We start from the raw sequence: 18,534 nt of genomic DNA on the forward strand, positions 1-18,534 counted from the left end.
GAAATTATCGCGGAACGGGACGCGGTTGGGCCAGCCATGCGGCGAAGGCGATGGCGAGCAAGGCGCCCAAGGCCACCGTGGACCCAATGGAACGGAGGATATTGATGTCCGACAGCGCCAGCGTCCCGAACGCCAGCACCGAACTCAGGCCACAGACCCACAGGGATAACAGTGTGCGGCGGCGCTCTTCCGGGTCGGCGGCGTCGCGGTTGAAGAATAGTGCCTGATCCAGGCTCAGCCCCATCACCAGAAGCAAGGACACCAGATGATAAAGGGTCAGGCCATGGAACAGCACGGCCATGGCCAGTCCGGTACACAGCCCGGCCCCCAGCACCGGGGCCAGCACCCGCATAGCCAGGGGCAAGGAGCGCAAGCCCAGCCCCAGCAACAGGACGATGGCGGCGAGGCTTCCGGCCAGCAAGGCGATGGCCTCGCGCCGGTAGTCGCGGACCCTGCGGGTGGATTCCTCGCGCAGGTCGAGGTAATACACTCCGCGTTCCCGCCAAGGGGCGAGTTTGTTGGCGATGGCGGCATCGTCGGCGATGCCGCTCAAGGGGATCAAAGCCACCCAGCGGTCTTCGAGCGGCAGCAACAGGCTATCGACCTGGGCGGCGAACGGGGTATCGGCCAAATCGGCGCGGCTCAGCGGCGCTTGCTGGCGGGCGGCTTCGACTTCGTCCAGGAACGGCTGGAATACGTCCGGCTTGAACGGCAAGCCGCGCAAGGCTACGCGCAGGTTAGCGGCCAGTTCCGGCCCCGGCGGCAACGCCGCCAACCGCCCGGCCTGGGCGGCGCGGCTGGGCAAGAAGCGTGCGGCCAGTTCGTAGCCGCCCAAGGCGTGGTCGCGCTTCAAGGCTTCGAGATCGGCGGCGACGGCTTCCGACAGGCTCAGGGCGGCCTCGGCATCCGGCCCGGTCGCCAGCACCAGCTTGCGTAGGTCCGGCACGCCGAAATCGCGGCGCAAGGCTTCGTCCAGCACCTGCCGTTCCGCCGGGACCGGATTGAGGGCGGCGATATCATCGTTCCACAAAGGCGCACGGCCCAGCATGAACACCGCCGCCAGCAGCAACGTCAATCCAAGTGGCAACCAGCGCCAACGCGGAAACCCAGGCCACGGGAACCCCGCGCCCCGCTCCACCCAGGCGGGCAAACGCACCGTCCCTTTCCCCGCCAACACCGGCAAGACCCAGCGCGTCGCCAGCCCCGCCGCGAGCAGCCCGCCGCCCGCGAACACCGCGAGTTGGGCCAGCCCCGCGAAGCCCGAGAACAGCATCGCCGCGAAACCCGCGACATTGGTCAACAACCCCAACCGCAAGGTCGGCCAAATCCGGGCCATGGCGCGGGCGGGCGCTTCCCGTGGCGACAAATGGGTGAAGAAATGATTGGGATAATCCGCCGCCACCCCGACCAGGGTCGCCCCGAAGCCCAAGGTGATGCCGTGGACCTCGCCGAAGGCCCAGCGGGTCGCCGCCGCGCCCGACACCACCCCGGTCAGGAGCGGCACCAGCCCCAAGCCCAACACCCGCAACGAGCGGTACACCCCGAACAACAGCAACATGACCAAGCCGCTGTTCAAGACCGAAAGCACAGCGGCGTCGTGGGTGATGCGGCGGTTGGATTCCACCGAGAGCGGCCCCGGCCCGCCCAGCGCCAGCCGCATGGCGGGATCGGTGCGGAGGGTTTGGAAACGCTCCCGCACCCGTTCCAGCGCCTCGGCCTGGGCGGCGATATCGAAGCCGGAAGCCTGGGTCCGCGCCAACAGCAAAGCCCGCCGCCCATCCCGCGCGAACCAAACCCCATGCCGCGACACCGGCCCCTGCGGAACCAGCCAGCCCTTCAGCAAGCGCTGCCATACGCCGGTGGGATCGCGGGTCAGCCAGGCTTTTTGCAGCATCCCCGTGGGCGAGGCCAATTCGGCCAAGCGGGCTTGCAGCGCGGCGCGCAGGGCGGCGGCGGTGAATGGTTCCGGTCCTGGCTCCGGGTCCAGCACATAGCGGTAGCCGAACAAGCGCCGTTCCAGGGTGGCAAGACCCGCCCCGACCGCGCCATTATCCACCCGATCGAAGCGCGGATCGGACGCCAAGCTTTCCGCGAGTTGGCGGCTGGTGGCGGCCAGCGCGGCTTCGTCGGCATTTTCCAGGGCGATCATCAACACGCGGGACGCCGGTCCCTCGCGCATCTGCTGGACCAGCACCGCGCCCAGAAACCCGGCGTCGCGGGGCAGGAAGAAAGTCAGGTCGGTGGTGATGGCGGTGCGGAACAGCAACCACCAAGCGCACAGCGCCAGCCACAAGAGCCACAACAGCAGCGGCGCTTTGGCCCTCACGGAAGCGGCTCGAAGCGGAGGGAAGCGTGGTCGCCGCCCGCCTCCTCGATTTCCATGCGGAGCAGCCGGTCGTCTTCGCCTTCCAGGCGGACGCCGCGGACCACCGCCACCAATTCCGGGCGGATCGGGGCCAGGGCCAACAGCCAATGCTTGCGCGATCCGCCCAGGCTGGGACGCCAATAGCGCGACAACCCCGCCAGATCGCCCGCCAAAGGTGCGCGGAGGCTCTCGGCGAAGGCTTCCAGCGCCGGATAATCCGCCAGGGCCAGCTCGATCTTCTGGCCCTCGGCGGGCTTGTTCACGGTCACGCTGCCGCCGTCGATGATGTAATCCTCCGGCGCGGGCTGTTCCACATGCTTGGCGAGATAGGCGGGCCTGCGAAATTCGAGCGTACCTTCGAGGCGCAGGGGCGTCTTCAGCACGGCCAGGGTCTTGGTTTCCACGAAGCGGGCGCGCATGTGGGAGCGGGCGGCGAGGCGGGCGAACAAATCCGGCAGCGTCAGCGCGGGCGGCGACCCGGCGGCGTGGGCCACGCCCGCCAACAACAACACCAGCAAGACCAAACCGCCGCCCTTAATCCTCGATCCGCCAAAAATCATGGAAGTTGAACCAGTTATAAGGGGCCAAACGGCAGTAATGCTCCAAGCGCCCGGCGTAGCGCTGCATGATGTCGCGCACCGCCGTCTCGCGCTCCCCGCGTGGCAAACCGGGCGGCGCTTCGGTCAAGGTCTCGAAATAGACCTCGTAGCGGCCCCAGCCCCGGTGCAGGCAGACGAACAGCAGCAAGGGCGCTTGTAATATCTGCCCGAGCAAGACCGGCGCTTGCGGGAAATAGGCCGGTGCCCCCAGGAAATCGCATAGCACGCGCTTATCGCCATGGAGTGCGCGGTCGCCCAGCAAAGCCACCCATCCACCCCCGGCGATATGGCCATCCAACCCCAGCAGCGAGCTGGGATTGCCCATATCGACGATATCCTCGTGCAAGGCCGGATTGAGCCTGCGGTACAGCCCCGCGATCAAGGGGGTGCGCTCGCCATGCATCAGGGCTTTGATCTTGAATCCGCCCCGGACCCGGCCCACGGCCCGGATGATTTCGAAGCTGCCCAAATGCGCCCCCACCAGGATGCAGCCCCGCCCCGACCGCGCCCGGCGTTCCAGGAGTTCCAGGCCATGCACCCGGATATCCAAGCGCCGGTCCTGCCCGGCCAGCACATAGACCCGGTCCAACAGGGTGCAGGCGAAAGTGTGGTAATGCCGGAAGCGCTCGGCGAATCCGGGTTCCCGCCCCAGGATCCGCCGCAGATAGGCTTGGGAAGCCGCGCCGGTGCGGTTGGCGAACAGCAGGAAATAGGCGGTGATGGGATAGAGCAACAGCCAAGCCACCCCGCGCCCCAACCGCAGCGCGATCCAGGTGATGGCCCGGAGCCAGAACAAGCTACTGCGCTCGGGGATGTTCAGCCAAGCCTCGGTCATGGCGGGAACAGGGCCAGGAGGCCGGAGGCGATGGGCCGTCCCGCCGCCACGCAGGCGAAGCGCAGGCCGCCGTCGGCGCGGGGCTCGAACTCCACCCGGCAGGCTTCGCCCGGTGCCAGTATCCCGGTGAACTTGGCGCCGACGATGCCGGACACGCGGCGGGCCGGCTCGATCCGGGCCAGGAGCGCCAGCACCTCGTCCAGGACGACCACGCCGGGCACGATGGGCCGCCCTGGGAAATGCCCGGCCAAGGCGGGATGATGATGCGGGATGGTGAATTCCACGGGCGGGCTCAAGGACGCGGGACGGCGGTGTCGGCGCAGGGCGCGGACAGGTGTTCCCGCCCCAGCCAGCCATGCCTGAGCAAGGTGCGGATCACCTGGGGCAGGCCGACATGGCGGTAGGCGCGGTAACGACGGCGGCGGTAGCCATATTCGCCCAGGAAGAACAGCGCCATCAGCGCGTAATCCAGGGTGTTGCCGAACAACACCACGGTTCCGGTCGAGGCGAACACGGCCAGCGCCGTGGCATTCAGCGCCAACAGACAGAACAGCCCGGCCCAGGCGGCGGTCAGGCGGCGGGTATAAAGCACCAAGGCGTCCGCCATCGGCTCGCCATCGCGGGCGAGACGGGCGATGCGGGTAATCAAAGGTTCATATCCAGGCCGCAAGGTGGACAGGAACAGCCAGCCCACCATCAGGTTCACCGCCACCGGAAACGCCGCCACCGCATAACCAGGCCATAAGGCCAGCCCAGCCGAAGCCAGCCCCGCGCCCACGCCGACGGCCACCGCCCGCACCCAAGCCGCGCCCTCGACGCATAGCCCCAACAGCAAGCCCAAGGCCAGCACGCCATTGGGCAGGCCCAGCCAGACTGGCGGCAACAAGCCGGATTGCAGCAGCGCGAAAGACAGCAGCGGAAACCCCAGCGCCAAGGCGGTGAACACGGGCAGGCGGGCTTGGGCCATGGCGTTCAAGCCAGGGTGCGGCGGGCCGCCACGGTTGCGGCCAGCGCCCCCAGCGAGGAGAAGATGCGGGTGATATCGGGATCGTCCGATTTGATCTGGAACCCGTAGCGCTTGGAAACCACCACCGACAGTTCCAAAAGGTCGATGGAATCCAAGCCCAGGCCATCGCGGTACAAAGGCGCGGCGGGGTCGATGGACCCGGCCTCGGCGTCCAGGTTCAAGGCATCGACCATCAGCCGCGCCAGTTCGAGTTCCAACGGATTCAATATGGGCATCGGGAAATTCTCTACGGGAAGCGTGGGTATAGCAGAGTGTAGCCGCGTGGCTTGTGCGGTGCCTAGGCGAGGCGGACGACGCCCTCGATCTCGGCCAAAAGATCGCCCCGGCAAATATCCCCGGCCAGATAGAGGACGGGGCTGGCGGGATGCAGCGCATCGGCGAGAAAATCCCGCACCGCCGCGTAATCGCCGGGATGGCGGAGATAAACCTTCCAGGCGGCGGCCTCCCCCAAGCGGGCCGGACCATCGGCCCCCGCCCGTTCCAGGATGGCCGCAAGGTTCGCCAGCGTGGTCCGGCATTGCCCGAGGAGATCGCCCGGATGCACGGTCTCGTGCCCGACGATGCTGGCGGTGCCGGAAATAAACAGGGTCCGCCCGAACACCATCGCCCGCGAAAACGAAGGGCTGCGCGGCCCGTAGGCGGGCGGATAGCGGTAGGCGCTGAGTTGGCGCGGGTTCTCGATTTGGATCGCGCCGCCCTTCCCGGCCAGGAACACCACCCACAAATCCTCGCGCCCGGAGCCGATGGCGCTGGCGGCCGGCAAATCCTCGCCCAGGGCGAAACCCATCTCCGCGAACGCCTGATAGCGCCCGACGCAAAACCGCCGATAGCGCTCCAGCCCGAACTGCTCGCGGTTGATATCGGGCAGGTAGTTCCACATCCGCACCAGGGTCGGATACCCCAGCGCCCGCGCCAATTCGACGATGCGGCGGTATGCGCCCTGCGCGGCGGCCTCGGGCGCTTCGGCATCGACCCGGACCATCCCGAACAGCGCCCCGCCATTCAAGGCATAGCGGATACCCTCAGCCTCGCCATATTCCACCGGCCCCGGCGCGTACCAAGCTTCCAGGGCGGGACCGCCCAAGGGTTCCAGCGGGATGTCGGCCCTGGGCAGGACGGACGGTGCCATGCCGTCCGGCAAGCCCCCGTAACCGATCACGCCCAGCAGCGCCTCGCCCGCTCCGGCGGGCGGGAGCCGGTCGGCGGGCGCATAGGCGAGGCGGAGGCCGGACATCCAGGAAGCGGGCTGGGAAGAGGCGGCTATCGTGGAAGAAACACAACGCATAAGCGGGCGGGGAACTCAGCGTCCACCCTCGGCCAGGGCCGGACCCGGTGGCGTGGCCACCCCACGCCAGCGCATCCACAGGCTATTGATGCGGTAGACCCAACGGAAGGCGAACAAGGGCAGCATGAGCGGCGTATCGCGGAAGATATCCCCGGCCAGCAGCGAAATCACGCCTTCCCGCATACGGAAGGCATTGCGGGGATGCATGAACAAATCGCGGATCGCGGGCGTGGTGACGCGGTAGATGAACCAGGAGAAGGTCTTGAGGCCGCGCCGCACCGAGCGCTCGAACCGGGCCAGCCGCGCCGGGGCCGAAGCCGGGTCCTTGAGGAGCCCGTCCACCGCCTCGGCCCCCAGGAAGGCGCTGTTCAAGGCCAGATGCACCCCGCTGGAAAACACCGGATCGATGAAGGCGTAGGCATCGCCCACCAGGATGAAATTGCGGCCCGTCATGCGCCGGGATTGGTAGGAATAATTGCCGGTGGCGGTGACGCCGCCCACGGGGCTGGCATTTTGCAAGCGCGCCGCCACGCCGGGGCACCGGGCGATGGTGTCGCGGAAGAATTGTTCCACCGGCACGGCGCGGCTTTTCAGGTATTCGGGGCGGCAGACCGCGCCCACGCTCATGGTGCCGTCGCGCAGCGGGATCATCCAAAACCAGCCGTGATCGAACCAATAGATGCTGATATTGCCCTCGTCGCGGCCCGTCCAGCGCTCGGCCCCTTGGAAATGGCCATACAAGGCGGCGCTGCGGTGGCGGGGATTGGCTTCCTTCACGCCCAGGCGGTCGGCCAGCAAGGTGTCGCGGCCCGTCGCATCGACATAGAACCGCGCCGTCCAGCGTTGCCGTCCACCTTCGCCATCCACCGCGCCCACGGCGGCGATGGCGTCGTCGGCGTATTCGACGCCGTCCACCCGGCAGCCCTCGTGGACCTCGGCCCCCTGGGCCGCGCAATTCCCGAGCAGGAGCTGGTCGAACTCCGAGCGCCGCACCTCGTAGGCATAGGGATAGGATTTATCGATGGCGTCGCCGAACTGGAAAGCCACATGCTTGCCGTGATCCATCGAATGGAATTCGGCGGCGTATTTCCTCAGCCCGATCCGGTCGAGTTCCTCGCGCACGCCGAGTTGCTCGAAATAAGGCAGGCTCAGCGGCAACAGGCTCTCGCCGATATGGAAGCGCGGATGGCGGTCCTTTTCCAGCACGACCGTATGCCAGCCGCGCCGGGCCAGCAAGGTGCCGATGGCGGCACCGGCGGGACCGCCGCCGATGACGAGGACGTCGCAGGTGCGGGGGGTTGCGTTCTGCATCGGGGCAAACCTCTTGGAGTTCCGTGGTGCCCGCAGGATAGCGTTTTTCGCCGGGGCGGACCTGGATATAGTTGACAAAATCCATACCAAAGCGCGTAAACCCACCGCCTCAGCGGGCCGCTTTGAGCGCCGTGTATTCGCTGAAGATGCGGGCTTCCACATGGCGGTGTGGCCGCTCGAAGCCCGCGAGCGCCAGGGCTTCCAGGACGCGGGCCGGCTCCACCATCGAATCCAGGGTTTCCCAGTAATATTCCATCAGATAGCGGGCCTCGCGGCTGCCGGTGACGAGTTGGGTGAAGCGCGGCATGAAATCGCGGAAATACAGCCGGACCCAGGTTTGGGCGATGCGACCGTCCGGCTTGGTGATATCCATAATCAATAACCGGCCCCCCGGCTTCAATACGCGATAAAACTCGCCGAACGCGGTCGCCAGATTCTCCACATGGCGCAGGGCGAAACCCATGCTCAGGAAATCGAAGCCGCCCCCGGCCAGGGGCACCGCATCCGCCGTGCCGAGTATATGCTGGGCGGCGGGCAGCCGTCGGGCCGATTCCCGGAGCATCCCAGGGCTGGGTTCGACGCAGGCGATCCGGGCGGGATCGCCCACGATATGGGCGGCGGCGCGGGCGGTGAGGCCCGTCCCCGCGGCGATATCCACCACCGCCATCCCCGGTGCCAGCCCGGCACGGACCAGCGCCCGCCGCCGGTACCAATCCCCGGTGCCGAAAAACCCCCAGCCCGCCACCCGTTCATAATAGGGGGCGGACTGGTCGAACACCTGGCGCAGGAAGGCTTGCTTCTCCACGCTGGAGGCATAGTGGGGCGCGAGTACGGGATGCGGCGCGAATCTGTGGTCGGGGTTCATGGTTCCGGGATGCAGCGGGCTGGGGTCGATGGGCTGGAAGTAGTTTCGGCGATTCCGCCGGATCGCGGCATCCCACCGGATTGAATAGCGAGTTTCGGTTTATTATCCCCGCGGAATGGCGTCCCGGACCATATCCCCCATGCGCGGACCATCAAAGAACCCACCGCCCAGCCAGCCAACCCCCACCCCGTCCATGACCGACACCGATACCCCTAACCCCTGGCATCCCCCTCCCTTCATCGTCCTGTCCGTCCTGGCGCATCTCGGCGCGGTCGCGGCTTGGCTGTGGCGGCCCGACCTGTGGGCTTGGAGCCTGGGGATCGTCGCCGCCGACCAAGCCGTGCTGAGCGTGGCGGGCCTGTGGCCCAACAGCCGGCTGCTCGGCCCGAACTGGACCGCCCTGCCCCAAACCGCCGCCCTCCGCGGCGAAATCGCCATCACCCTGGACGACGGGCCCGACCCCGAAGTCACCCCCGCCGTGCTGGACCTGCTCGACCGCTATGGCGCGAAAGCGACTTTCTTCTGCATCGGCGAGCGGGCGCTACGCCACCCGGAACTGTGCCGGGAAATCGCCCGCCGCGGCCACGCGCTCGGCAACCACAGCCACCGCCACGCCCCTGGTTTCGCCGCCTCGGGCTTGGCCGGCTTCACCCAGGAACTGGCCTTGGCGCAAGCCGCCCTGACCCAGGCCACCGGCCTCCGCCCGCGGTTTTTCCGGGCCCCCTTCGGCCTGCGCAACCCCCTGCTCGATCCGGCCCTGGCCCGGTTCGGCCTGACCTTGGCGAGTTGGACCCGCCGGGGCTTCGACACCCGCGAACGCGATCCCGACCGGGTGGCCCGGCGGCTGCTGTGTGGGCTCAAAGCCGGGGATATCCTGCTGTTGCACGATGGCAACGCGGGCCGGACGGCGACCGGCGAACCCGTGGTCCTGGCGGCGCTGCCGCCCCTGCTGGACGCCATCGCCGCCGCCGGGCTGCGGCCCGTGACCTTGGAGGAGGCCCGCCGATGACAGCCCGCCCGCTATCCGAATTAGTGGCAACCGCCGCCGCCCGTTACCGCCCGGCAGGACGCTTCGCCTTACATTTCGCACGGGGCAAATTGGCGGGCGATCCCGTGTTCGCGGGCCTTTTGGCGCGGGGCTTGATCGCCGACGGCGCGGCTATCCTCGACCTGGGCTGCGGCCAAGGCTTGCTCGCGGCTTGGCTCCAGGCCGCCCAGGAATGCCATGGGACCGGCGCTTGGCCCAGCGCTTGGCCCCCCCCGCCGCGGATCCGCGCCTACCGGGGCATCGAACTCATGCCCGCCGACGCCCAACGCGCCCGCACCGCCCTGGGCGCGGACGCGGACATCGTCACCGGCGATATCCGCGATGCCGATCTCGGCACGCCCGATACCGTGGTCATCCTCGATGTGCTGCATTTCATCGGCCACGCGGATCAAGCCGCCTTGCTGGCCCGCATCCACGCGGCCCTACCCCCTGGCGGAACGCTGCTACTCAGGATCGGGGACGCCGCGGGCGGCGCGGGGTTTGGGTTCAGTCTTTGGGTGGACCGCTGGGTTGCCTTCGTCCGGGGGCATGGACTGGCCCGGCTGCATTGCCGGACCTTGCGCGATTGGGTGGCGTTGCTGGAAAGGCTGGGTTTCGCGGTGGAAGCCCTACCGATGGCCCAGGGCACGCCCTTCGCCAATCAACTGCTCATCGCCCGGAAACCAGCCGCCGCCACAACAGGACCGGCAGGCGGAGCATGAAGCCGAACACCAGGCGGATATGCATCCAGGTCAGCAGGCGGTTATCCCGCCAATAGTCGAAATGGGAAACGCCGCCCTCTTCCCGGCTCCAATATTTCACCGGCGCGGGCAGGTTGACCGCCTCGACCCCCAGCCAGCGCAGGCGCACCGCCGCTTCCGGGTCGAAATCGAACCCCCGCATCCAGCGCCGCCCCGCCATCACCCGGCGTAGCGGCGCGATGGGATAGACCCGGAAGCCGAACAGCGAATCGCCGATGCCGCTCCACAGGGTTTCGAGGTTGGCCCACCAGTTCGAGATTTTCCGGCCCTTGACCCGCAAGGCCGGGGCGCTGGCATCGAACACTGGCATACCGAGGATCATGGCGTCCGGCTCCCGCAGCGAAGCCGCCATGAACTCCGGAATCGAGGCGGCGGGATGCTGGCCGTCCGAATCCATGGTCAGGGCGTGGCTAAACCCCGCCCGTGCCGCCAATTCGATCCCATGCAATACCGCCGCGCCCTTGCCGCGGTTTTCCGGCAGGACGATCACCACCAAGCCCGGATCGTGGGCCGCCAGCGCCGCGAGGCTTGCCGCCGTGCCATCGGTGCTGCCATCGACCACCACCCAGACCGGACTCCAATACCGCCGCGCCTCCATCACGGTCGCGTGGACCTTGGGACCGGGGTTGTAGCTGGGGATCAAAACCAGATGGGTCTCAAAGGGTGGGTTCATCGGCGGTTTCCTGGCGGGTCCGTGGATATTGCGGCGCGGCGGGCCGGTGGGACGGCCTGGGGTCCGCGCCGAGTTCGGCGGCGAAATAGGTTTCGAGTTCGCGGGTGAAGGCGCGGATATCCTCGGGCGGATCGAAGCGCCGCCCCAGCCGCACGCGGTAGCCGAGCGGCAAATCCGGACGGCGGAACAAGGGCCAATGTTTGCCCAGGAAGGGCGAACCGGCCTCGATGAACACCGTCTGCACCGGTACCCGCGCATGGTGGGCGATCAGGCCGGTGCTGCCCTTGAAGGCGTTGACCGGCAGACGGGTGGTGCGGGTGCCCTCGGGAAACAGCAGGAGGTGGCTGCCACCGTCCAAGGCCCGCACCGCCCGCTTGATCATCGCGTGGCCCATGTCGTTGCGGATATAGCAGGCCAGCCGCGCCCCGGCCCCGAACAGCAGGTGGTCCATCAAGCTGGCCTTGAGGATGCAGGCCACATCCGGCAGGCGGGACAAAATCATCACGGCGTCGAGGAGGCCGGGATGGTTGGGCGCGATAATCAAGGCCGGTCCGCCACGCAGGGCATCCAAGGCCGCGAGATCGAAACGGCACGCGCCGATCCAGCCCAGCACGGCGAGATAGAGCCGGAAACCGGCCATGATGACCCAACGCCCGAGTTGCCGGCCCCGGCGTTCCGGCAAGAGGCGGCACAGCGTCGCCGCCAGCAGCGACCAGGCGATGCACAAACAAGCCAGGAACGCCAACCCGAAGCACAGCGCGGCGTATTCGTAGAGGGTTTTGAGCTTCCGCATGGGGTGGGCCGTGGAGGGTTCTTCCTGAAAATCCACGCGATGGCGCGTGGGGGCCGACCCCGATTGTACGTGGGAATCGTGGCAATAAAAAAACCCGCCGGACCATCGCGGTCCCGGCGGGTTTCTTCGTGCTGGTTGGGATCGCGTCAGCCGCGGCCTTTCCGGTATTTCTCCAAGGTCCGCAACTGCGCCATGGCATCGACCAACTGGGCCTGGGCCTTGGCGTAATCGAGCTTGCCGGATTTATCGGCCAGCATATCCTCGGCCTGGCGCTTGGCTTCCAACGCCGCCATCTCGTCGATGTCGCGGGCGCGGATGGCGGAATCGGCCAGGATCGTCACGACGTGCGGCTGGACCTCGATCATCCCGCCGGAGATATAGAACGGATGGACCTCGTCGGCGCTGACTTTCACGCGAACCTCGCCCGGCTTCAACCGGCTGAGGAAGGGCGCGTGGCGGGCGGCGATACCCACCTCGCCCATTTCGGCCGGAGCCACCACCAGTTCCGCCTGGCCCGAATAAATCGCGGCTTCCGCGCTCACGATGTCCACATGGATCGTCATCGCCATGATGTCTTACCCCTATCAGGCGGCTAGGCGCTTGGCTTTTTCCAAGGCTTCGTCGATGCTGCCGACCATGTAGAACGCCTGTTCCGGCACATCGTCGAATTCGCCTTCGACGATGCCCTTGAAGCCGGCGATGGTGTCCTTTAGCGACACGTACTTGCCGGGCGAGCCGGTGAAGACTTCGGCCACGAAGAACGGCTGCGACAGGAAGCGCTGGATTTTACGGGCGCGGGACACGGTGAGCTTGTCTTCCTCGGACAGTTCGTCCATGCCCAGGATGGCGATGATGTCGCGCAGTTCCTTATAACGCTGCAAGGTGGACTGCACCCGGCGGGCGGTTTGGTAATGTTCCTGGCCCACGACCAGCGGATCGAGCTGGCGGCTGGTGGAATCCAGCGGGTCCACGGCGGGATAGATACCCAGTTCGGCGATCTGGCGCGACAACACCACGGTGGCGTCCAAGTGGGCGAAGGTGGTCGCCGGGGACGGGTCGGTCAAGTCGTCGGCGGGGACGTAGACGGCCTGGATGGAGGTGATGGAACCGATCTTGGTGGAGGTGATGCGCTCTTGCAGCACGCCCATTTCCTCGGCCAGGGTCGGCTGATAACCCACGGCGGAAGGCATACGGCCCAACAACGCCGACACTTCGGTGCCGGCCAGGGTGTAGCGGTAGATGTTGTCGATGAACAGCAGCACGTCGCGGCCTTCGTCGCGGAAGTATTCCGCCATGGTCAGGCCGGTCAGCGCCACGCGCAGACGGTTGCCCGGCGGCTCGTTCATCTGGCCGTAGACCAGCGACACCTTGTCGAGCACGCCGCCTTCACTCATTTCGTGGTAGAAGTCGTTGCCTTCGCGGGTACGTTCGCCGACACCGGCAAACACGGAGAAACCGCTATGCTCGATGGCGATGTTGCGGATCAATTCCATCATGTTGACGGTCTTGCCCACGCCCGCGCCCCCGAACAGGCCGACCTTGCCGCCCTTGGCGAAGGGGCAGACCAAGTCGATCACCTTGATGCCGGTTTCCAACAGTTCGTTGGCGGCGGCTTGTTCCTCGAAGCTCGGCGCTTTGCGGTGGATACCCCAACGGACCTCTTCACCGATGGGGCCTTTCTCGTCGATGGGGTTGCCCAGCACATCCATGATGCGGCCCAGGGTTTTCTGGCCGACCGGCACGGAAATCGCGGCCCCGGTGTCGGCGACCGCGAGGCCGCGCTTCAAACCGTCGGTGGTGCCCATGGCGATGGTCCTGACCACGCCGTCGCCCAGTTGTTGCTGGACTTCCAACACGGTGTTGCTGCCCAGGACGGTCAGCGCGTTGTATACCTTCGGCAGCAGCTCGCGCGGAAATTCCACGTCCACGACGGCGCCGATAATCTGAACGATTTTGCCCGAACTCATTGTTGTCCTCTTAAAATCTTTTGGGGTGATTCTTCATCGGCCCGTTTAGACGGCGGCCGCGCCGCCGACGATTTCCGCGATTTCCTGGGTGATGGCCGCTTGCCGCGCCTTGTTGTAGATCAGTTGCAACTCTTTGATGAGCTTGCCGGCGTTGTCGGAGGCGCTCTTCATCGCCACCATGCGGGCGGCTTGTTCGCAAGCGTTGTTCTCGACCAGCCCCTGGAACACGATGGATTCGACGTACCGGACCAGAAGCTGGTCCAGCACTTCCTTGGCGTCGGGCTCGTACAGGTAATCCCATTGGCCCTTGTTCGGCTCCCCGCCGAGTTCGCCCGCGTTGATCGGGAGCAATTGGACCAGGTTGGGCTTCTGGGTCATGGTGTTCACGAACTCGTTGTGGAGCACGTACAACTGGTCGATCTTGCCCTCGTTGTACTCGTCCAGCATGACCTTGATGACGCCGATGATGTGCTCCAGGTGGGGCCGGTCGCCCAGTTTGGTGGCCTGGGCGACGATGTCGGCACCGACCGAATTGAAGAACACCGAACCCTTCTGGCCAATGGTGCAGAGCTTGACGCCGGTGCCGTCCTCGCTCCAACCGCGCAGCTTGCGCAGGGCCAGACGGAACAGGTTGGCGTTCAAACCGCCGCACAAACCACGGTCGGAGGAGATCAGGATCACGCCCACCTTCTTCACATCGCGCTCGATCATGAACGGATGTTTGTATTCCGGGTTGGCGGTCGCCAGATGCTGGATGATCTGGGCGATCTTCCGGGAATACGGGCGGGTGGCCTGCATCCGGTCCTGGGTCTTGCGCATCTTGCTGGCGGCGACCATTTCCATGGCGCGGGTGATCTTCTGAGTATTCTTGATACTCGCGATCTTCAGGCGGATTTCTTTGCCGACGGCCATCGCTTTAACCTTACCAGGTGTGGGTTGCTTTGAACTGGGTCAGCGCCGAACGCAGCCCCGCCTGGATCGCGTCGTTGTAGTCGCCGGTCGCGTTGATCTGGTCCATGAGGGCCGCCTGGGCGGACTTCATGTAGCCTTGCAGGGCTTCTTCGAAATCACGGATTTTGTTGACCGGCACATCGTCGACGAAACCTTCGTTGGCCGCGAACAACGACACCGCGATCTGGGCGACGCTGTAGGGGGCGTACTGGCTTTGCTTCATCAGTTCGGTCACGCGCTGGCCGCGTTCGATCTGCTTGCGGGTGGCTTCGTCGAGATCGGAAGCGAACTGGGCGAAGGCCGCCAACTCGCGGAACTGCGCCAAGTCGAGACGGATACCACCGCCGAGCTTCTTGATGATCTTGGTTTGGGCCGCGCCACCGACGCGGGACACCGAGAGACCCGCGTTCACGGCGGGGCGGACGCCCGCGTTGAACAGGTTGGTTTCCAGGTAGATCTGCCCGTCGGTGATGGAGATCACGTTGGTCGGCACGAAGGCGGACACGTCGCCGGCCTGGGTTTCGATGATCGGCAGGGCGGTGAGCGAGCCGGTCTGGCCGGTCACGGCACCATTGGTGAGCTTGGTGACTTCTTCGGCGTTGATGCGGGAAGCGCGTTCCAGCAAACGGGAGTGCAGATAGAACACGTCGCCCGGATAAGCTTCGCGGCCCGGCGGACGGCGCAGCAGCAGGGAAATCTGACGGTAGGCCCAAGCTTGCTTGGTCAAGTCGTCATAGATGATGAGCGCGTCTTCGCCGCGGTCGCGGAAGAACTCGCCCATGGAGCAGCCGGAGTACGGCGCGATGAATTGCAGCGCGGCGGATTCGGAAGCGGAGGCGGCGACGATGATGGTGTGTTCCATCGCGCCATGTTCTTCCAGCTTGCGCACCACGTTGGCGATGGACGACTGCTTCTGGCCGATGGCGACGTAGATGCACTTAACGCCGGTGCCCTTCTGATTGATGATGGCATCGATGGCGATGGCGGTCTTGCCGGTCTGGCGGTCGCCGATGATCAACTCACGCTGACCCCGGCCCACCGGGATCATGGAGTCAATGGACTTCAAGCCGGTTTGCAGCGGTTGGCTGACCGATTGACGGGCGATCACGCCGGGGGCGATTTTTTCGATGGGGGAGCGTTCTTCGAAGTAGATCGGGCCTTTGCCGTCGATGGGATTACCCAGGGCATCGACCACACGGCCCAGCAGGCCGCGACCCACGGGCACGTCCAAAATGCGGCCCGTACAACGCACGGTGTCGCCTTCGGCCAGATGCTCATACGGTCCCAAGACCACGGCACCGACCGAGTCGCGTTCCAGGTTCAACGCCATACCATAGCTATTGCCGGGGAATTCGACCATTTCCCCCTGCATCACATCGGTCAGGCCATGGACGCGCACGATGCCGTCGGTGACGCTGACGATGGTGCCTTCGGTGCGCGACTCTACGCCCAGATCGAAATTCTGGATGCGCGCCTTGATGAGTTCACTGATTTCTGATGGATTCAGCTGCATGATTCTTTATCTCGCTCTAGTTCCAGAGGCTCTTAGTCAAGCGCTCGATCTGGCCGCGCACGGAAGCGTCGATCACGCGGTCCCCGGCGCGGATGTAGACGCCACCGATCAAGGAGGCATCGACCGTGACCCGCAAATGGGCTTTCTTTTTCAGGAAGCCCTCGACCGCGGCGACCACTTTGGATTGTTCGGACTCCTCCAAGGGATACGCCGACGCGACATCGACCTCGACATAACCCTCGTCTTCCGCCTTGTACTCCCGGAACTGCTCGGCGATATGCTTGGCGAGCCCGAGACGCCGGTTCTGGATCAGCAACCGGACGAAGTTCCCGGTTTCGCCTTCCAGCCGGCCTTGGCACAGGTCGAGGAACGCGCGGGTGAAAGCCTCGCGCTGGGTTTTCGGATTCGAGGCGGCTGCCAGGATGCGCGGGTCATCCATCACGGCGGCGACGAAGGCCAAGGCATCCGCCCATTGCGCGGCGGTTCCGGTTTCCTTGGCCCGCTGGTAAGCGGCGACGGCGTAAGGCCGGGCCAATGTCGTTAGTTCGGCCATTATGCTTGACCCAATTCCTTAGCCAAGTTGTCGATGATGTCCCTGTGCTTGTCCTGGTCGACTTCCTTTTGCAGGATTTGCCCGGCGGCGGCGATGGCCAGTTCGGCGACCTGCAAGCGCAAGCCTTCCTTCGCCTTCTGGATTTCGCGTTCGACCTCGGCCTGGGCGGCGGTTTTGATCCGGTCGCCTTCGACCTTGGCCTGTTGCTTGGATTCGTCGACCAGTTCGTTAGCCCGCTTCTGGGCCAGACTCACGAGATCGGCGGCTTGATCCTTGGCTTCACGCAGCAAAGTGGTCGCACGCTTTTCGGCCAGTTCCATCTCGTGCTTGCCTTTGTCCGCGGCGGCGAGGCCATCGGCGATCTTCTTCTTGCGCTCTTCCAGGGCTTGCATCAAGGGTGGCCACACGTACTTCATGGTGAACCACACCAGAAGCGCGAACGTGATCATCTGGCCGATCAGAGTGGCGTTAATACTCACAGCGCTTGTCCTCTTGAATTAATCCGTAGTGGCGGCTTCCGGTTTGGAAGCGCATTAACCCTTGAGGGCCGACAGGAACGGGTTGGCGAAGGTGAAGAACAAGGCCAAACCCACGCCGATCATGGTCACGGCGTCCAACAGACCTGCGACGATGAACATTTTCACTTGCAGCATCGGCACCATTTCCGGCTGGCGGGCCGCGCCTTCCAGGAACTTGCCACCCAGGAGGCCGAAGCCGATGGCGGTGCCGAGGGCACCCATGCCGAGGATGATACCGACGGCGATGGCGGTCAGACCTTGAACGCTAGCGATAGATGCGATTTCCATTTTTCTCCTCCAGAACGAGAGTGTGGGTTAGGTTGGGTAATCAGGGATTAGTGGTCTTCGTGGGCCAAGCTCAGATATACGATGGTCAAGACCATGAATATGAAAGCTTGCAGGGTGATAATCAGGATATGGAATACCGCCCAGGGGAAACTCAGCAAGGGCTGGATAAACCAAGGCAGCAAGGCGATGAGGATGAAGATCAACTCGCCCGCATACATATTGCCGAAAAGTCGCAAGGCGAGAGAAACCGGACGGGCGATTTCTTCCACGACTTTGAGCAAAAGGTTGAAAGGGATCATCCAAGGCCCGAACGGGGTCAGGGCTAATTCCTTGGCGAAACCTATCGGACCCTTGACCTTGACGCTATAGAACAGGATCAAGAAGAACACCGAGATGGACATACCGAAAGTCGCGTTCAAATCGGTGCTGGGCACGACACGCATATATTCGAGACCCATCGCCGAGCCGATCAGCGGCAGCAAATCGACGGGGATCAAGTCCATAAAATTCATGAGCCAAATCCACACGAAAATCGTGAGGGACAGCGGGGCGATCACTTTGCTATGGCCGTGGAAGGCGTCCTTGACCTGGCCGTCCACGAACTCGACCAGCATTTCCGCGAAATTCTGCAAGGGACCGGGAACGCCGGTGGTCGCTTCCACGGCGGCCTTGCGGAACAAAATCAAGAAGAAGGCGCCCAGCGCGGCGGAGAAGAAGAGCGTATCCCAATGGAAGGTCCAGAACCCTTCGCCGGAAGACAGGGGGGTCAAGTGGTGGACGATGTAGCCGGTGGCTCCGCCAGAACCGTGTGCCTCGGTTGCCATAGTATTCTCTCTATAATCCTTAACCACGCGCCAAAAGCGCAAACCAAAATACCGCTAATACCGCTCCGAAGCCGGTGAATAACGGGGCAAACATAATATCAGGCAATTGGAAGATGAAAACAAACAGTACGGCGGTTGTAATTAATTTTATGGTTTCGCCGTAATAGAACCGTTTTACGATGTCCTTGGCCGTCCGGGTGGAATCGGGTGATCCGAATTTGACGGCGAAGTAAGCGTTCGGCAAGAAAGCGGTCATACCGCCCAAAAACGCCGATCTGGCGGGGATCCAACCCCACAAGGCCCAGACCGCAAGGGTAATCAGGGCGACCGCTAATAACTGCATTCGGAGTATCCATCCCACAACAGGGAAGAGGGAATT

The 18,534-nt window shown here is 64.9% G+C and carries 22 protein-coding genes; 2 read left to right on the plus strand and 20 right to left on the minus strand.

What is annotated here, in order from left to right; all coding sequences use genetic code 11:
- Positions 1-4: 4 nt before the first annotated feature.
- The 9 genes from K5658_RS00160 to K5658_RS00200 form a co-directional block, all read right to left on the minus strand.
- The gene (locus tag K5658_RS00160) at positions 5-2,326 is read right to left on the minus strand and encodes an MMPL family transporter (RefSeq protein WP_221064981.1); all 2,322 of its coding nucleotides are present in this window, start codon (positions 2,324-2,326) and stop codon (positions 5-7) included.
- On the minus strand, positions 2,323-2,925 hold the full coding sequence (locus K5658_RS00165) for a LolA-related protein (RefSeq protein ID WP_221064982.1): 603 nt from the start codon (positions 2,923-2,925) through the stop codon (positions 2,323-2,325). Before K5658_RS00165 ends, K5658_RS00160 begins: the two co-directional genes overlap by 4 nt.
- Positions 2,900-3,799, minus strand: coding sequence for a lysophospholipid acyltransferase family protein (locus K5658_RS00170; RefSeq protein WP_221064983.1), 900 nt, complete (start codon positions 3,797-3,799; stop codon positions 2,900-2,902). The genes K5658_RS00165 and K5658_RS00170 overlap by 26 nt, the downstream gene beginning before the upstream one ends.
- Positions 3,796-4,083, minus strand: a complete 288-nt coding sequence (locus K5658_RS00175; RefSeq protein ID WP_221064984.1) for an ApeI family dehydratase — start codon at positions 4,081-4,083, stop codon at positions 3,796-3,798. Before K5658_RS00175 ends, K5658_RS00170 begins: the two co-directional genes overlap by 4 nt.
- Positions 4,084-4,091: 8 nt before the next feature.
- The gene (locus K5658_RS00180; protein ID WP_221064985.1) at positions 4,092-4,766 is read right to left on the minus strand and encodes a COG4648 family protein; all 675 of its coding nucleotides are present in this window, start codon (positions 4,764-4,766) and stop codon (positions 4,092-4,094) included.
- A 5-nt stretch (positions 4,767-4,771) separates the two neighbouring features.
- A complete protein-coding gene (locus K5658_RS00185; RefSeq protein WP_221064986.1) occupies positions 4,772-5,041 on the minus strand; it encodes a phosphopantetheine-binding protein in 270 nt (89 codons plus the stop codon).
- A 62-nt stretch (positions 5,042-5,103) separates the two neighbouring features.
- Entirely contained in the window at positions 5,104-6,060 is a 957-nt protein-coding gene (locus tag K5658_RS00190; RefSeq protein ID WP_221064987.1) for a chorismate transformation FkbO/Hyg5 family protein, read from the minus strand.
- 66 nt (positions 6,061-6,126) lie between these two features.
- Positions 6,127-7,422, minus strand: a complete 1,296-nt coding sequence (locus K5658_RS00195; protein WP_221064988.1) for an NAD(P)/FAD-dependent oxidoreductase — start codon at positions 7,420-7,422, stop codon at positions 6,127-6,129.
- 109 nt (positions 7,423-7,531) lie between these two features.
- Positions 7,532-8,287, minus strand: a complete 756-nt coding sequence (locus K5658_RS00200) for a class I SAM-dependent methyltransferase (protein WP_221064989.1) — start codon at positions 8,285-8,287, stop codon at positions 7,532-7,534.
- A gap of 139 nt (positions 8,288-8,426) precedes the next feature.
- On the opposite strand from K5658_RS00200, the gene K5658_RS00205 reads away from it, so the two are divergent.
- A complete protein-coding gene (locus tag K5658_RS00205) occupies positions 8,427-9,296 on the plus strand; it encodes a polysaccharide deacetylase family protein (RefSeq protein WP_246628531.1) in 870 nt (289 codons plus the stop codon).
- Positions 9,293-10,036: an SAM-dependent methyltransferase gene (locus K5658_RS00210; protein ID WP_221064990.1), complete on the plus strand. Its 744-nt coding sequence runs from the start codon at positions 9,293-9,295 to the stop codon at positions 10,034-10,036. The genes K5658_RS00205 and K5658_RS00210 overlap by 4 nt, the downstream gene beginning before the upstream one ends.
- On the opposite strand, the gene K5658_RS00215 is transcribed toward K5658_RS00210, so the two are convergent.
- The 11 genes from K5658_RS00215 to K5658_RS00265 all read right to left on the minus strand — a co-directional run bounded on the left by K5658_RS00215 (position 9,984) and on the right by K5658_RS00265 (position 18,498).
- Positions 9,984-10,748 carry a glycosyltransferase family 2 protein gene (locus K5658_RS00215; RefSeq protein ID WP_221064991.1) on the minus strand — a complete coding sequence of 255 codons (765 nt, stop codon included), beginning with the start codon at positions 10,746-10,748 and terminating at the stop codon, positions 9,984-9,986. The two genes, K5658_RS00210 and K5658_RS00215, sit on opposite strands and share 53 nt — an antisense overlap.
- Positions 10,732-11,541, minus strand: a complete 810-nt coding sequence (locus K5658_RS00220; RefSeq protein ID WP_221064992.1) for a lysophospholipid acyltransferase family protein — start codon at positions 11,539-11,541, stop codon at positions 10,732-10,734. Before K5658_RS00220 ends, K5658_RS00215 begins: the two co-directional genes overlap by 17 nt.
- A gap of 146 nt (positions 11,542-11,687) precedes the next feature.
- Complete coding sequence (locus K5658_RS00225) at positions 11,688-12,110, minus strand: F0F1 ATP synthase subunit epsilon (RefSeq protein ID WP_221064993.1); 423 nt, start codon at positions 12,108-12,110, stop codon at positions 11,688-11,690.
- A 15-nt stretch (positions 12,111-12,125) separates the two neighbouring features.
- Complete coding sequence (gene atpD, locus K5658_RS00230; RefSeq protein ID WP_221064994.1) at positions 12,126-13,508, minus strand: F0F1 ATP synthase subunit beta; 1,383 nt, start codon at positions 13,506-13,508, stop codon at positions 12,126-12,128.
- A 45-nt stretch (positions 13,509-13,553) separates the two neighbouring features.
- A complete protein-coding gene (atpG, locus tag K5658_RS00235; RefSeq protein ID WP_221064995.1) occupies positions 13,554-14,420 on the minus strand; it encodes a F0F1 ATP synthase subunit gamma in 867 nt (288 codons plus the stop codon).
- A 10-nt stretch (positions 14,421-14,430) separates the two neighbouring features.
- Positions 14,431-15,972, minus strand: coding sequence for a F0F1 ATP synthase subunit alpha (atpA, locus tag K5658_RS00240; RefSeq protein WP_221064996.1), 1,542 nt, complete (start codon positions 15,970-15,972; stop codon positions 14,431-14,433).
- A 16-nt stretch (positions 15,973-15,988) separates the two neighbouring features.
- Positions 15,989-16,525 carry a F0F1 ATP synthase subunit delta gene (locus tag K5658_RS00245; protein WP_221064997.1) on the minus strand — a complete coding sequence of 179 codons (537 nt, stop codon included), beginning with the start codon at positions 16,523-16,525 and terminating at the stop codon, positions 15,989-15,991.
- Positions 16,525-17,004, minus strand: coding sequence for a F0F1 ATP synthase subunit B (locus K5658_RS00250; RefSeq protein WP_085209792.1), 480 nt, complete (start codon positions 17,002-17,004; stop codon positions 16,525-16,527). The genes K5658_RS00245 and K5658_RS00250 overlap by 1 nt, the downstream gene beginning before the upstream one ends.
- 54 nt (positions 17,005-17,058) lie before the next feature.
- On the minus strand, positions 17,059-17,331 hold the full coding sequence (gene atpE / locus K5658_RS00255) for a F0F1 ATP synthase subunit C (protein WP_085209794.1): 273 nt from the start codon (positions 17,329-17,331) through the stop codon (positions 17,059-17,061).
- A gap of 47 nt (positions 17,332-17,378) precedes the next feature.
- Positions 17,379-18,155, minus strand: coding sequence for a F0F1 ATP synthase subunit A (gene atpB, locus K5658_RS00260; RefSeq protein WP_221064998.1), 777 nt, complete (start codon positions 18,153-18,155; stop codon positions 17,379-17,381).
- Between the two features lie 19 nt (positions 18,156-18,174).
- Entirely contained in the window at positions 18,175-18,498 is a 324-nt protein-coding gene (locus tag K5658_RS00265) for an ATP synthase subunit I (protein ID WP_221064999.1), read from the minus strand.
- Between the last annotated feature and the right edge of the window lie 36 nt (positions 18,499-18,534).

The organism is Methylomagnum ishizawai (assembly GCF_019670005.1).
GTDB classification, from domain to species: domain Bacteria; phylum Pseudomonadota; class Gammaproteobacteria; order Methylococcales; family Methylococcaceae; genus Methylomagnum; species Methylomagnum ishizawai.